Origin of the sequence: Geobacter hydrogenophilus, from assembly GCF_018501225.1 — a bacterium.
In the GTDB taxonomy this organism is placed as follows: domain Bacteria; phylum Desulfobacterota; class Desulfuromonadia; order Geobacterales; family Geobacteraceae; genus Geobacter; species Geobacter hydrogenophilus.
The window spans coordinates 112,354-124,458 of the sequence record NZ_JAHCZI010000002.1; the positions used below are offsets into that span (position 1 = coordinate 112,354).

General features: G+C 62.7%; 13 protein-coding genes and 1 pseudogene. All 14 read left to right on the forward strand.

Translation table 11 applies throughout. The features are described from left to right. The first annotated feature begins 81 nt into the window (after positions 1–81). Positions 82–903 (forward strand): polysaccharide deacetylase family protein, encoded by an 822-nt coding sequence (locus KI811_RS04075; protein ID WP_214185221.1) that lies wholly within the window; start codon positions 82–84, stop codon positions 901–903. After that, positions 888–1,550 carry a glycosyltransferase family 2 protein gene (locus KI811_RS04080; protein WP_214185222.1) on the forward strand — a complete coding sequence of 221 codons (663 nt, stop codon included), beginning with the start codon at positions 888–890 and terminating at the stop codon, positions 1,548–1,550. The genes KI811_RS04075 and KI811_RS04080 overlap by 16 nt, the downstream gene beginning before the upstream one ends. Before the next feature lie 363 nt (positions 1,551–1,913). Continuing rightward, positions 1,914–2,672 (forward strand): annotated as a pseudogene (locus KI811_RS18535) (radical SAM/SPASM domain-containing protein); the annotation flags it as partial. Positions 2,673–2,880: 208 nt separating this feature from the next. Next, a complete protein-coding gene (locus KI811_RS04090) occupies positions 2,881–3,834 on the forward strand; it encodes a lysophospholipid acyltransferase family protein (protein WP_246551352.1) in 954 nt (317 codons plus the stop codon). Positions 3,835–3,837: 3 nt separating this feature from the next. Then, positions 3,838–4,095, forward strand: a complete 258-nt coding sequence (locus KI811_RS04095) for a phosphopantetheine-binding protein (RefSeq protein ID WP_214185224.1) — start codon at positions 3,838–3,840, stop codon at positions 4,093–4,095. After that, entirely contained in the window at positions 4,092–5,378 is a 1,287-nt protein-coding gene (locus KI811_RS04100) for a B12-binding domain-containing radical SAM protein (protein ID WP_214185225.1), read from the forward strand. The genes KI811_RS04095 and KI811_RS04100 overlap by 4 nt, the downstream gene beginning before the upstream one ends. Next, positions 5,375–6,217 (forward strand): ACP S-malonyltransferase, encoded by an 843-nt coding sequence (locus tag KI811_RS04105; RefSeq protein WP_214185226.1) that lies wholly within the window; start codon positions 5,375–5,377, stop codon positions 6,215–6,217. The genes KI811_RS04100 and KI811_RS04105 overlap by 4 nt, the downstream gene beginning before the upstream one ends. 5 nt (positions 6,218–6,222) lie before the next feature. Beyond that, positions 6,223–6,645 (forward strand): acyl-CoA thioesterase, encoded by a 423-nt coding sequence (locus KI811_RS04110; protein ID WP_214185227.1) that lies wholly within the window; start codon positions 6,223–6,225, stop codon positions 6,643–6,645. Beyond that, positions 6,642–8,045 carry a lipid biosynthesis B12-binding/radical SAM protein gene (locus KI811_RS04115; protein ID WP_214185228.1) on the forward strand — a complete coding sequence of 468 codons (1,404 nt, stop codon included), beginning with the start codon at positions 6,642–6,644 and terminating at the stop codon, positions 8,043–8,045. The genes KI811_RS04110 and KI811_RS04115 overlap by 4 nt, the downstream gene beginning before the upstream one ends. A gap of 82 nt (positions 8,046–8,127) precedes the next feature. Continuing rightward, on the forward strand, positions 8,128–8,865 hold the full coding sequence (locus KI811_RS04120) for a 3-oxoacyl-ACP reductase family protein (protein ID WP_214185229.1): 738 nt from the start codon (positions 8,128–8,130) through the stop codon (positions 8,863–8,865). Further along, positions 8,862–10,067 (forward strand): beta-ketoacyl-[acyl-carrier-protein] synthase family protein, encoded by a 1,206-nt coding sequence (locus tag KI811_RS18860; protein ID WP_214185230.1) that lies wholly within the window; start codon positions 8,862–8,864, stop codon positions 10,065–10,067. Before KI811_RS04120 ends, KI811_RS18860 begins: the two co-directional genes overlap by 4 nt. Beyond that, on the forward strand, positions 10,064–11,104 hold the full coding sequence (locus KI811_RS04130; RefSeq protein WP_214185231.1) for a beta-ketoacyl synthase N-terminal-like domain-containing protein: 1,041 nt from the start codon (positions 10,064–10,066) through the stop codon (positions 11,102–11,104). The genes KI811_RS18860 and KI811_RS04130 overlap by 4 nt, the downstream gene beginning before the upstream one ends. Beyond that, positions 11,097–11,483 (forward strand): 3-hydroxyacyl-ACP dehydratase FabZ family protein, encoded by a 387-nt coding sequence (locus KI811_RS04135; RefSeq protein ID WP_214185545.1) that lies wholly within the window; start codon positions 11,097–11,099, stop codon positions 11,481–11,483. The genes KI811_RS04130 and KI811_RS04135 overlap by 8 nt, the downstream gene beginning before the upstream one ends. Beyond that, positions 11,484–12,104: a LolA family protein gene (locus tag KI811_RS04140; protein ID WP_214185232.1), complete on the forward strand. Its 621-nt coding sequence runs from the start codon at positions 11,484–11,486 to the stop codon at positions 12,102–12,104. It begins immediately after the preceding gene. The last annotated feature ends 1 nt before the right edge of the window (position 12,105 follow it).

The window sequence follows — 12,105 nt, forward strand, 5'->3', positions numbered from 1 at the left end:
GGTCCCGGCTCTTGACTTCACCAATGTAAAATTGATATTTTTGCAAACTTGATGATTTAGGTGAGGGGAACAAGCCTGGGAATGGATAATGCTCTAACCATTGACGTGGAGGAATGGTTTCATGTCTGTGGTGTTGCAGGTTGCGGTTACGGAACTTACCCGTCGCACGTCCTGCGGAATGTTGACAGGCTGCTCGAGTGTTTCGCAGCGTCGGGCGTCACGGCCACCTTCTTCGTGCTCGGTTCGGTTGCCGAAGCCTTGCCGTCGCTGGTCCCTGCAATAGCCGCGGCCGGCCACGAGGTTGCATCGCACGGATTCTCCCACACGATGATTACAGTGTTGTCACCGGCCGCATTCCGTGACGAACTGCGCCGCACCAATGATATTCTCTCTAGTCAGTCGGGCAAACGGCCCATGGGGTTTCGTGCCCCCCAGTGGTCTCTTTCGCGTACTGTGACACCGTGGGCATTCGAGATTCTGCATGAAGAGGGATTCCGCTACGATTCCAGCTGCAACCCGCTCCCTTTTGTGGGGGAGCGGTCTGGTTCCCGCGTTCCTTACAAAATCGGGATGGCTGGGAAAAGTCTCTGGGAGATTCCCCCGATGGTAACACCGTCGATGCTGGGAAACCTGCCGACCGGCGGGGGGTGGGGGTTCAGGTTCTTTCCGCAGCAGATGATCGAGCGGACCGTGATGCGTCTCAATGAAGAGGGACAATCGGCTGTTTTCTATCTTCATCCCCGGGAGATTGACCCCAGTGGTCCGCGCCTTCCGTTGTCGCTCTTTCGACAGTTCGTGGCCTATGGCCCGCGGACCGATGCGTTGGAACGGCTGGTTCCGCTCATGAAGCGGTTTCGTTTTACTTCTTTGGGCAGTCTGGTGGATCAGTGGGAATCTGCGTAGTTATACCGGCATTCAATGCTGCTTTGACAATCGAAGCAGTTGTTCGGGAGACCCTGGAGCAGGGATTGCCCCTCGTGGTCGTCGATGACGGCTCCGAGGACGGCACGGTAGACTGCGTCAGGGGGCTGCCGGTGAACCTGATCAGCCACGGGAGAAATCGCGGCAAAGGGGCAGCCCTGAAGACAGGCTTCGCATGGGCGTTGGATCACGGTTTTTCCGGCGTGATCACCCTGGATTCGGATGGACAGCACGACCCCACGGCCATTCATCTTCTGGCCGAAACGGCCAAGAGCGGCAGATGGGACATCCTCGTGGCTTCCCGCTTCGCCCAGTTCGATCAGATGGCGGGGCTGCGGCGCCACTGGAACCGGTTCGGTGCCTGGTGCATGAAGAAGCGGACCGGCTTTCAGATCGACGACAGTCAGTCGGGCTTCCGCTATTACTCGGCCCGTCTCCTGCGGATGGTGTCTCTCGGGAATGACGGTTACGACCTGGAAATGGAAATCCTGATGAAGGCCTGGCAGGCCGGCTGCACTATCGGCTCGCTGCCGGTACCGGCCCGGGTGGCTGACGGCCGGGCCACCAGCCATTTCCGGCCGGTGCGCGACACCTGGAACATTTGCATGACATTTCTTCGGTACATGTAGGGAACTCTAGCCATGCTGCAAAGCCTTAAAAACTATTCAACGGAAAAGATCGTTTCGCTGCTGCTCTCCCTGGCCACCAACTCGTCCAACGAGACCCTGGCCCGGATGACCCACCTGATGGAGCTGATCCCGAAAAAGGACTACTACCGGGAGCGGATACGGTGGATCAGGCAGCTCATCCGGGAAAACCATCCGAGTATCGAGTTTCCCCGCCGGATCCTCCGCGACCTCCACCCCAACCAGCGCGACAAGTGGATCACCAACCTGGCGATGAACCACCTCCTGATAGGTACCAATAAGCGGAAGGCCTGGGCCGACCGGGAAGGGTACTATCCCCCCTCCACGGTGGTCATCAGCCCCACCATGAAATGCAACCTTTCCTGCTATGGCTGTTATGCCGGCGATTACGGCAAGGGATTGGAGCTTTCGCTGGAGGAGGTGGACTCGGTTCTGACGCAGATGAAGGAGATGGGGGTCTACTTCGCGGTCATCTCCGGCGGCGAGCCGTTTTTCATGCAGAATATTTTCGAAATTTTCCGCAAGCATTCTGATATGGCCTTCCTGGTCTTCACCCACGGCGGACTCATTGACGAGGCCATGGTGGAGCGGCTGATCGAGGTGGGGAACGTGATGCCCGCCTTCTCCCTTGAGGGGTATGAACAGGAGACCGATGAGCGGCGCGGTCCCGGCCACTTCCGCAAGGTCATGCGGGCCATGGATCTTCTGCGGGAGGCAGGGCTCTCCTTCTGCGGCTCCTTCACCCAGACCAGCAGGAACACTCCCGTCATCACCGACGGAAGCTTTATCGACATGCTCCTGGAGAAGGGGGTCTTCGCCCTCTGGCTCTTCACCTACGTGCCGGTGGGGCGGGAGCCGAACCTGGAGCTGATGGCCACGCCCGAGCAGCGGGACCTGCTGCGAACGAGGGTCGCCGAGTTCCGCGCCACCAAGCCGATGCTCTTCATCGATTTCTGGAACGACGGCCCCATCATCAGCGGCTGCATCGCCGGCGGTCGAAAGTATTTCCATATCAACGCCAACGGCGACATCGAACCGTGCGTTTTCTGTCACTTCGCCGTGGACAACATCCGCCGCACTTCCCTCAAGGAAGCGCTCCGGTCGCCGCTCTTCCAGAAGATTCGCCAACAGCAGGGGGAGCATGAGAATCTCCTCCGTCCCTGCATGCTGATTGACCACCCCGAAGTGGGGCGGGAACTCTTCAACTCCGAAGGGGTCTATCCGACCCATGAGGGCGCTGCCGATATTTTTTCCGGCCTTGCCGGGCAGGTGGATGCCTCGCCGCAGAGTATGCCGGGATTGCCGATCCCGCATGGGAGCGGGAATTCGTCGATACCGGCCGGTCCGGGAAGAAAGCCCGGAACCTCAAGCGGTGACTTTGTACAGCAGCGTCAACCTGTTCCTTATCAACCTGTTCACCCGTCTCGTGCCGCGGCGGCTCTTTCCTCCCTTCGCATTTATCACGGCGGGGATCGTCTACTTCCTTGCGGGCACCCAGCGGCGCGGCACCCGGGAGAACCTACGGGTGGTGACCGGCCGTCGCCATGTGGAGGGGCTGCTGATCAGCACCTTTTACAAGTATGCCCGCAACTGGGCCGACGTGATGCTGATGATGCGCCTCACGGGGGAGCGCCTTTTTTCTCTGATCGGCCGGCGCAGCACGAGCACTCCCCTGGATAACGCCCTGGCCGTCGGCACCGGCGCCATTCTCGTCTCGCCCCACTTCGGGAACTGGGAACTCGGTGGGCTGGGGCTGGCCGATCTGGGGTACAAGATCAACGTCCTCACCTTCCGGGAGCCGGACGAGAAGGTGAATGAACTGCGGGAGCGGGTCCGGGGGGAGCGGGGGATAGGGTTCATCTACGTGGACCGCCACGACACCTCGCCGCTGGCCATCATCGAGGCGGTCAACGCCCTGCGACGCAACGAGATCGTGGCGCTGCTTGGGGACCGGGACGGTTCCTCCCACACAATGTCCGTCGAGTTCTTTGGCCGCCCTGCCAATATTCCGCTGGGGGCCGCCTACCTCTCCCTGGCCAGCGGGGCGCCGGTCATCCCGGTCTTCGTCCCCCTTGAGGGGGGGAGGTACGCCACCATCATGGAGGAGCCGATCCATTTTCGCGGCGGGCACCGTGATCACGGCGCCGTGATCAGGGAGGGGGTCGAACAGCTTATTCGGCTCTTCGAAAAATACATCCGGGCCTATCCCGACCAGTGGTATAATTTTTTCCCTTACTGGGACCAATCATCGCACACAAAAGGATAATGCATGGCAGACCAACTGATTGAAGAAGTAAAACAGATGATCATAGACGCCCTCCGGATCGAGGGGATGACCCCTGCCGAGATCGATACCGATGCACCGCTCTTTGGCGAGGGGCTGGGACTTGACTCCATTGATGCCCTCCAGCTGGTGGTGGCCATGGAGAAGCAGTACGGCGTCGTTGTTCCCGATGCCGCCACCGGGACCAAGGTCTTTCAATCGGTCCGTACCGTGGCCGCCTTTATCGCGGAAAACCGTAAATGAAGGTCCTCTTCGTCTCTCCCGGGTGGCCTCGGGGGAGGCTCTGGGGGGAGCTGGGCTTCAAGTTCCCCTCCCTTTCCCTTGCCGCGCTGGCGGCCGTCACCCCCGAGTCGTGGGAGGTGACCCTTTGCGACGAGAATATCGAGCCGCTCGATCTGAATTCCGATGCCGATCTCGTGGCAATTACCGCCATGACTCCCCAGGCGCCCCAGGCCTACCGGATCGCTGCCGCGTTCCGCTCCCGGGGGAAGCGGGTGGTCATGGGAGGCTTCCACGCCAGCAACCTGCCGGAAGAGGCGCTCCTCCATGTGGATGCCGTGGTTGTGGGGGAGGGGGAGGTGGTCTGGCCCCAGATCCTGGCCGACCTTGAACGGGGCGAACTGCAGCGCATCTACCGGGCCGCCACCCCCCTCGACATGGGGGCGATTCCCGTGGCCCGCCGCGAGATATTCCAGGGGAAGCGGTACCTCTTCACCAACACCCTCCAGACCACCCGCGGCTGTCCCTTCGACTGCGAATTCTGCTCCGTCACTGCTTTTTACGGCCGCAGGTACCGCAAGCGTCCGGTGGATAGCGTTCTGGCCGAGCTGGAACTCCTCCGTCGCCGGAACTCCTTCGCCTTTTTCGTGGATGACAACCTGGTAGCCGACCGCACCTACGCCCTCTCCCTCTTTGCCGGCATGAAGGGGATGGGGTTCAAGTGGCTCTCCCACGCCCCCATTGACTTCGCCCACGACCGGGAGTTCCTGCGTGCCGCCGGCGAGGCAGGGTGTGTCGGGATGTTCGTCGGCTTCGAATCCCTGAACCAGGACGCCCTTGCCGCCATGGGAAAGGTGACCAACACGGCCCGCTCCTACCTGGAGGATGCCCAAGCCTTCCGTGACAACGGCATCGGCATTCTCGGCTCGTTCGTCCTCGGCTGTGACAACGACACTCCCGCCGTCTTCGAGGGGCTCCTCCGCTTTTGCGAGGAGGCGCGGCTTGAGGCGGCGATTTTCCCGATCCTCACCCCCTATCCCGGCACCGAGGTCCGTCGGCGGCTTGAGGCGGAAGGGCGGATCATCTCCAGCGACTGGCAAGACTACGACATGGAGCACGTCACCTTCCTCCCGCGGGGGATGTCCGTTGACGAACTTCAGCAGGGATACGACTGGCTGAACCGCTCCTTTTATTCATTACCATCCATGTACCGGAGAATCTTCAAGGCACACCGCTCAGTCCAGGTCTTCGCCCCCATGAACTTCGGATTCCGCAGCGCCATCCGCCGGAAGGGGAGGGTAGCGTGATCTGTTTCATGTTTCCCGGCCAGCCCCTGACCTTTGAAGCAACGGTTCCCGACGACCTCGATTTCCGGCAGGTAACGGCCCTGGCGCTTGAGCGGACCGGCCTCAACCTGGCGGACTGTACCTGCCGTGGTGAGGGGCTGACGGAACATGTACGGCTCCAGGTCCACGGCGTGGCCATGAGCCTCTACCATTGCCGGCGGTTGCGTCGCGAAGGGACGGTTCCCGCAATCATCGCCGAGCACAGCATGGGGATCTATCCGGCCATGGCCGCATGCGGAGCCCTTGAAGACGGGGATGCCCTCGAAATGACGTGCCGGATCGGGGCCTGCATCGCTGCCATGGGGACGCGGAACACCTACGCCCTCGGCTGCATCACGGGGCTCACCGCTGCCCCGCTCATGGCCGTGGCGGAGAACAACGGCGTCTTTCTGGCAAACTACAACACATCGCGCCATTTTCTCCTCTCCGGCGAGAGGCGGAACGTGGAGGATGCCGTGGCCGAAGCGCTGGAAAGCGGCGCGTTCACGGCCCGAAGCTTCCCCTGCGACGCCCCCCTGCATTCCCCGCTCATGGAGGAGGTGGCGGGAGAACTGCGGGACATTGTCGGTGACTACCGTTTTCGCGAACCGACGCTTCCGCTCATGAACCACATTGACCAGGATTATCTTTCCGCCGCCGACCTGCCGGAGTTTCTGGTACGGGAACTCTCGCTCCCTGTTTACTGGGAGCGGACCTGCCAGGCGCTCTCCGCTGCCGGCGTGAGCCGTTTCGTGGAAGTTGGCGTCGGCGATTCCCTGAAAAAGTACAACCGCTGGATCGCCAGCGAAGGGGGCAGGTGAGGGGCGTGAGACACCACGAGACTCAGATAAAGGTGCGCTTCAACGAGATTGACGCCTACCGGGTCGCCTGGCACGGCCACTACGTTGCCTGGATGGAGGTGGGGCGTAGTGCGCTGGCGGAGCAGTTCGGCCTCGACGTCGAGAGCCTTGCCGCCGCCGGCTTTCTGGGACCGGTGGTGACCCTGGAGCTCAAGTACCTGCAGCCGGCCCTCCTCGGCGAAATCCTTACCGTCAGGACTTCCCTGGCTCGGGGCGAGGCGGCGACCCTGGAATTCCGCTGCACTGTCATCGACAGTGACGGCAAGGCCCGCGCCCGGGGGAAGACGGTCCATGTCCTCACCGACCTGGACGGGGTGCTTCAGTACCAGCTCCCTCAGGTCATCGGCGAACGGGTCGAGCGGATGCTTGTCTGGCAGGAGGGGCCATGAACGTCCTGCTGGTTTCCGCCAACCGGGAGCATGCTCCCTACCCGGTATTTCCCCTGGGGCTCTCCTATCTGGCCGGGCCGCTCCAAGCTGCCGGCCACCGGCTCTCGGTCCTCGACCTCTGCTTCGCCGCCGACCCGGAAGAGGCAACACTCCAGGCCCTGGCGGAGTCCAACCCTGACGTGGTGGTGCTGTCGGTCCGCAATATCGACAATGTCACCTATCCGGGCTCCCGTTCGTACCTCTCCGGGGTCCGGGATGTGGTGGCCATCTGCCGGGAGAGGGCTGCGGTCGTCGTTGGTGGCTCCGGATTCTCCCTGATGCCGCGTGAGGTTCTTGCCTTTCTTGGGGCCGATTACGGAGTGGTAGGCGAAGGAGATGATGTTCTCCCCCGACTGCTGGCGCGTATCGCCGTAGATGAAGGGGGTGACGGCCTTCCCGGAGTAATCTCACGTGATAACGCCGCTTTTCTCCCCTCCCAACCGGTACGGGCCATCGGCACCCCGCTGCGCGAGCTGTTCCAGGTGGAGCGGTACCACCGGGAGGGGGGGATGGCCAACATCCAAACGAAGCGGGGATGCCCCTTCTCGTGCATTTACTGCACGTATCCCCTCTTGGAGGGGGAGCGGATGCGGCTCCGCCCGGTTGCCGACATCATCGCCGAGATCAGGGAACTGGTGGACGGCCACGGCGTCAACTACCTCTATTTCGTCGACGACATCTTCAACTATCCGCAAGAGTTCGCCCTGGAACTCTGCCGCGCCATGTTGGCGGCCCGGCTGCCGGTGGCCTGGTCGGCCTTCATCAATCCCGATTTCCTGCCGCCGCAGCTTCTGGACGCCATGCTGGCCGCCGGGTGCGACGCCCTCGAATTCGGCACCGATTCCGGTTCCCCGGTCATGCTCGGGAACCTGCGCAAGTCCTTCGGCATTGAGAAGGTTCGGGAGGCCTCCCGACTCTGCCGGGAGGCTGGCGTCGATTTCGCCCACTACATCCTTTTGGGCGGGCCGGGGGAAACGCCGGCAACCATTGCCGAGAGTTTCGCCCTCATGGACGAAGTGGCTCCCACGGCGGTGATCGCCATGACCGGCATCAGGATTTTCCCAGGGACGGAGATTTACCGCCAGGCATTGGCCGATGGGCTCGTCACGCCGGAAACAGATCTCCTGACACCCACGTTCTATATCGCCCCGGCCATTGCCGGTACCCTCTGTGAACTGGTGCGGGAGGAAGCGCTCAAACGGACCAACTGGGTCGTCCCGGGACTGGAAATCACCGCCAATGATGCGATGCTGGAGGCGCTCCGGCACTTTGCCGGTCCCGGTCCCCTCTGGAAAATGCTTAAGCTCCTCGGCCGCCGCAGGGGATCTGTCCCTTCCCCCCTGAGTCACTCACCCTCCTGACGCCGAACCCCTTCATTCTGGACTTTTCAGCCTGTGACCAGTAAAATACAACCTTTCACAATGTCTTACGCAGGGAGCCAGCATGGAATTCGCAGGTAAATCCGTTGTCGTGACCGGTGGGACCCGGGGAATCGGTCGGGCCATTGCCCTCCGTTTCGCCCGGGAAGGGGCCAGGGTGTTCGCAGCCTACCTCCGGAACGGGAACGCGGCCCGGGAAGTCACGGCTGAAACGGCCGGTCTCTCCGGCGAAATCGTGACCCTGCAGGCCGACGTCAGCACCCAGGAAGGAGCCCAGGGGCTCATCGAAGCTGCTGCCGCCACAGGAACGATCGACATTCTGATCAACAACGCCGGCATTATCCGCGACGGCTACCTTGCAATGATGGCGGACGACGACTGGGACGCGGTCATCCGCGGCAACCTCTACCCCCTTTTCCACTGTTGCAAGTGGGGAGTACGGAAGATGATGGCCAGCCGGCGCGGTGCTATCGTGAACATCTCTTCCATCTCGGGCGTTGCCGGCACCGCCGGCCAGACCAACTACGCCGCCAGCAAGGGGGGGATCATAAGCTTCACCAAGGCCCTCGCCCGGGAGGTTGGTCCCATGGGAATCCGCGTGAACGCCGTCGTCCCCGGCCTCATCGAAACGGAAATGATTGCCGGCATGAGGCGTGACATGGTCGACAAGATTGTTGCAGGCGCGGCGCTGGGGCGCCTCGGCACCGCCGACGAGGTGGCCGATGCGGCGGCGTTTCTGGCATCGGACCGGGCCACCTATATCACCGGCCAGAGCCTGGTCGTTGACGGAGGAATCCTGTGAGCGCCGGCGCTGTCGCCATAACCGGACTCGGCATCTTCTGCGGGGCTGGGAAGGATATCCCCTCCTTCACCGATGCCCTCTTGAACGGGAAGAGCGGAGTCGGCCCCCTGGACTTCTTCGACGTCTCAGGCTTTCCCTCCAAAATCGGCGTTCAGGTGAAGGGATACGATCCCCGCGATTACTTTGACCGGAAAGCCTCCTCCCGACTCTCCCGGGCGGATCAGTTCGGCGTGATCGCCGCCGGCGAGGCGCTCCGGGTCAGCGGCATCCGTCCCCACTGCTCCCCCTATGACGTGGGAGTGGTGGTGGGGGGAGGCGCAGCCGGGATGTTTCAGTCGGAGCAGTGGCTCAAGGAGCGCGTTGCCGGCTGCAAGGGGCATCCGGGCCTGCTACGGGGCCTCCTCCCCGACAAGACTTCCACCGTCATCGCCGAGACCTTCAGGCTTGCCGGCTATCAGGGAACCGTGACCACCGCCTGCTCGTCGTCGGCAACCGCCATCGGCTGGGGGGCCGACCTGGTGGCCACTGGACGCCTCAAGGCCGTGGTCTGCGGGGGGACCGACACCCTTTCTCTCCTTACCTTTTCGGGCTTCAACTCGCTGCGCGTCGTTGATCCGGAACCCTGCTCCCCCTTCAGCCTGGGGCGCCAAGGGATATCCCTCGGAGAAGGTGCCGCCTTCATGGTGCTTGAGGATGCGGATGCCGCCCGGCAGCGCGGAGCAACGGTCTACGGCCATGTGCGGGGGTACGCGGCTGCCGGGGAAGCCTACCACATGACCGCCCCGGAGCCGTCGGGAACTGCGGCTGCGCGGGTGATGACCGAGGCCTTGCGGGTGGCGAGGGTCGATGCCGGCGCGGTGGGGTGGGTCAATGCCCACGGCACCGGAACGCCGTTGAACGATGCGGTTGAATCGAAGGCAATGAAGCTGGTCTTCGGCGAGGGGGTCGCCAACGTTCCTCTCGTCTCCACCAAGGCGCTCACCGGTCACTGCCTGGGTGCCGCCGGGGCCATCGAAGGGGTGGCGACCGTCATTGCCCTGAATAAGGGGATCATCCCCCAGACCCTGCACTTCCGGGGGCGTGACCCCGAATGTGACCTGGATTACTGCCACGACGGCCCGCGCGTCAGCGATGCAGCCGTTGCGGTCTCCAATTCTTTCGCATTTGGCGGCAACATCACCGCCTTGGTAGTGTCCCGATGAATCCAGTGACCCATGACATAGTCATCACCGGCCTCGCCGCCATATCTGCGGCCGGAGTCGGCCTCGAAGCCCTTGCCGCTGCTGTCAGCGATGGAGAGAGCCGCCTCCGTCCCATGCCGGAAGACCTCGCCGGCGCGGGGCACCTGTGGGGCCCCGCGGAAGGATTTCGGGTAGCCGACTTCATGCCCCCCCTCAAGGCGCGGAAGTTCGACCGTTGCAGTCTCATGGCCGTGGCTGCAGCCGGCATGGCATTGCAGGATGCCGCTATCGACCTGAAAGGGGTTGAACCGACGCGGGTTGGCATCGTTCTCGGGTGCGGGTTCGGCGGCATCGCCAATTCGGTTGAATTCCTCAGCGGCTATTTCGCCAGCGGCGTCGATGGCCTTGCACCGATGCTCTTTCCCAACACGGTGGCGAATGCCGCTGCCAGCAACGCCTCTATCGAACATGGCATCCAGGGGCCGAATGTGACCATCGTCCAGCGCTTCTGTTCGGCGGAGACCGCCTTGTCGATGGCCTGCCGTTTCCTGGAGGAGGGGCGGGCGGACGTGATCATTACCGGCGGGGTTGACGAGTTGAATGCCATGATGATCAAGGGATTCGATGCGATGAAGCAGCTCGGGAGCTATGCAGGGGGATTTGGCGAAGGGTGCGGCCTACTGGTTCTTGAACGGCGGGACCATGCCGAACGGCGCGGCGCACCGGTAAGGGGGGCGATTACCGGGATACGGTCGGTGGGGCTCATCCTCCCTGACGCAGAGGACGAGGGGTTTGCCCGCCTTCTTCCCGAAGAGCTCTCCCGGTACCGCATTTCCATCTCCGGCACCGCGGACCGCTTGCCCCGGCTGCTGGAACGGCTCCCCGACGCGCCGCAGCTTGCACTTCACCGCCTGACCGGCCGGTCGCTGGCCATGGGGGGGCTCGCCCTTGCTGCCCTGCTCCTTGCGCTTCGGGAGGGGGAACAGGGGCTGCATCTGGCTGCATCGCCGGAAGGCCCCTTTGTAGCCATCGAGATCAGCGGAGGCGCTCCTGTTTAATCCCGACCCCGAAGCATATCTCCCCCACCGCCGTCCCTTTCTCCTTCTCGACCGCCTCGTGTCGCTCCAACCGGGCGAGACGGCCACGGCCGTCATCTCCGTGACCGGCGGCACGAGACACTTCCCGGATGTGCTCCTCATCGAGGCGATGGCCCAACTGGGGGGAATCGCCGCTGGACATGAGGAGGGGGAGGGGGGATTCCTGGCGGCCATCGATCGGGCCACGTTCTTCGGTTCCGCCTCCGCCGGCGATATTCTCGATGTGACGGTCAGAGTTGTCAAATCATTCGGTCGTCTCCACCTGCTGGAAGGGGAGGTTTCTGTCGAGGGGCGGGTGCTGGCCACGGCCTGCTTTACCCTCGGCATGGGGAGGATTTAGATGCGAAAAGTGATATCCACGGTAATGACGCTGACTCTGCTCCTCGTTCTGGCATGGGGGGGGAGTGCCGCAGCCAGGCAGATCGCCCCGGTGGAAGGGCTTGAGACGCTCCGCCGGAGTTTTGCCGGCATCAATGACTTTTCCGCCGACATCGTGCAGGAGAAGCAGATTTCCCTCCTCAAGCGCAAGATGGTCAGCACCGGTACGGTCCGTTTCCGGAAACCGGCCCTCTTTTTCATGGAGATCAACCCGCCCCGGGCAAGCAGGCTCCTCCTGAACGACACCCAGATAACCCTTTATTTCCCCCGGGAGAAGAGCACCAGCCAGATCGCGCTTCCTCCTGAACAGAGCCTGCAGCGCTGGTTCACTTTCCTGGCACGGCCGGTGACCAGCCTGCCGGACGGGGCCGATGTCAGGGCCGATCAGCAGGGTGACACCCTTACCGTCACCGTGATCCCCCGTAGCGGAGGGCAGGTGCGTGAGTTTGCCGTGACGCTGCTGACCGACGGAACAATCAGGAAGCTGGTCATCAGCGAGAAGAACGGCGACCGCACGCTTATCACTTTCAGCCGGGTGCGCAAAAATTCCGGTCTGACGGATAAAGATTTTCGTATAAATTAAC

What these genes read in the sequence shown, in the direction of transcription:
- KI811_RS04075 (WP_214185221.1), top strand. Translation starts at nt 82, where the DNA reads ATGGATAATGCTCTAACCATTGACGTGGAGGAATGGTTTCATGTCTGT.
- KI811_RS04090 (WP_246551352.1), top strand. Translation starts at nt 2,881, where the DNA reads ATGGGAGCGGGAATTCGTCGATACCGGCCGGTCCGGGAAGAAAGCCCG.
- KI811_RS04095 (WP_214185224.1), top strand. Translation starts at nt 3,838, where the DNA reads ATGGCAGACCAACTGATTGAAGAAGTAAAACAGATGATCATAGACGCC.
- KI811_RS04100 (WP_214185225.1), top strand. Translation starts at nt 4,092, where the DNA reads ATGAAGGTCCTCTTCGTCTCTCCCGGGTGGCCTCGGGGGAGGCTCTGG.
- KI811_RS04115 (WP_214185228.1), top strand. Translation starts at nt 6,642, where the DNA reads ATGAACGTCCTGCTGGTTTCCGCCAACCGGGAGCATGCTCCCTACCCG.
- KI811_RS04120 (WP_214185229.1), top strand. Translation starts at nt 8,128, where the DNA reads ATGGAATTCGCAGGTAAATCCGTTGTCGTGACCGGTGGGACCCGGGGA.
- KI811_RS04130 (WP_214185231.1), top strand. Translation starts at nt 10,064, where the DNA reads ATGAATCCAGTGACCCATGACATAGTCATCACCGGCCTCGCCGCCATA.
- KI811_RS04140 (WP_214185232.1), top strand. Translation starts at nt 11,484, where the DNA reads ATGCGAAAAGTGATATCCACGGTAATGACGCTGACTCTGCTCCTCGTT.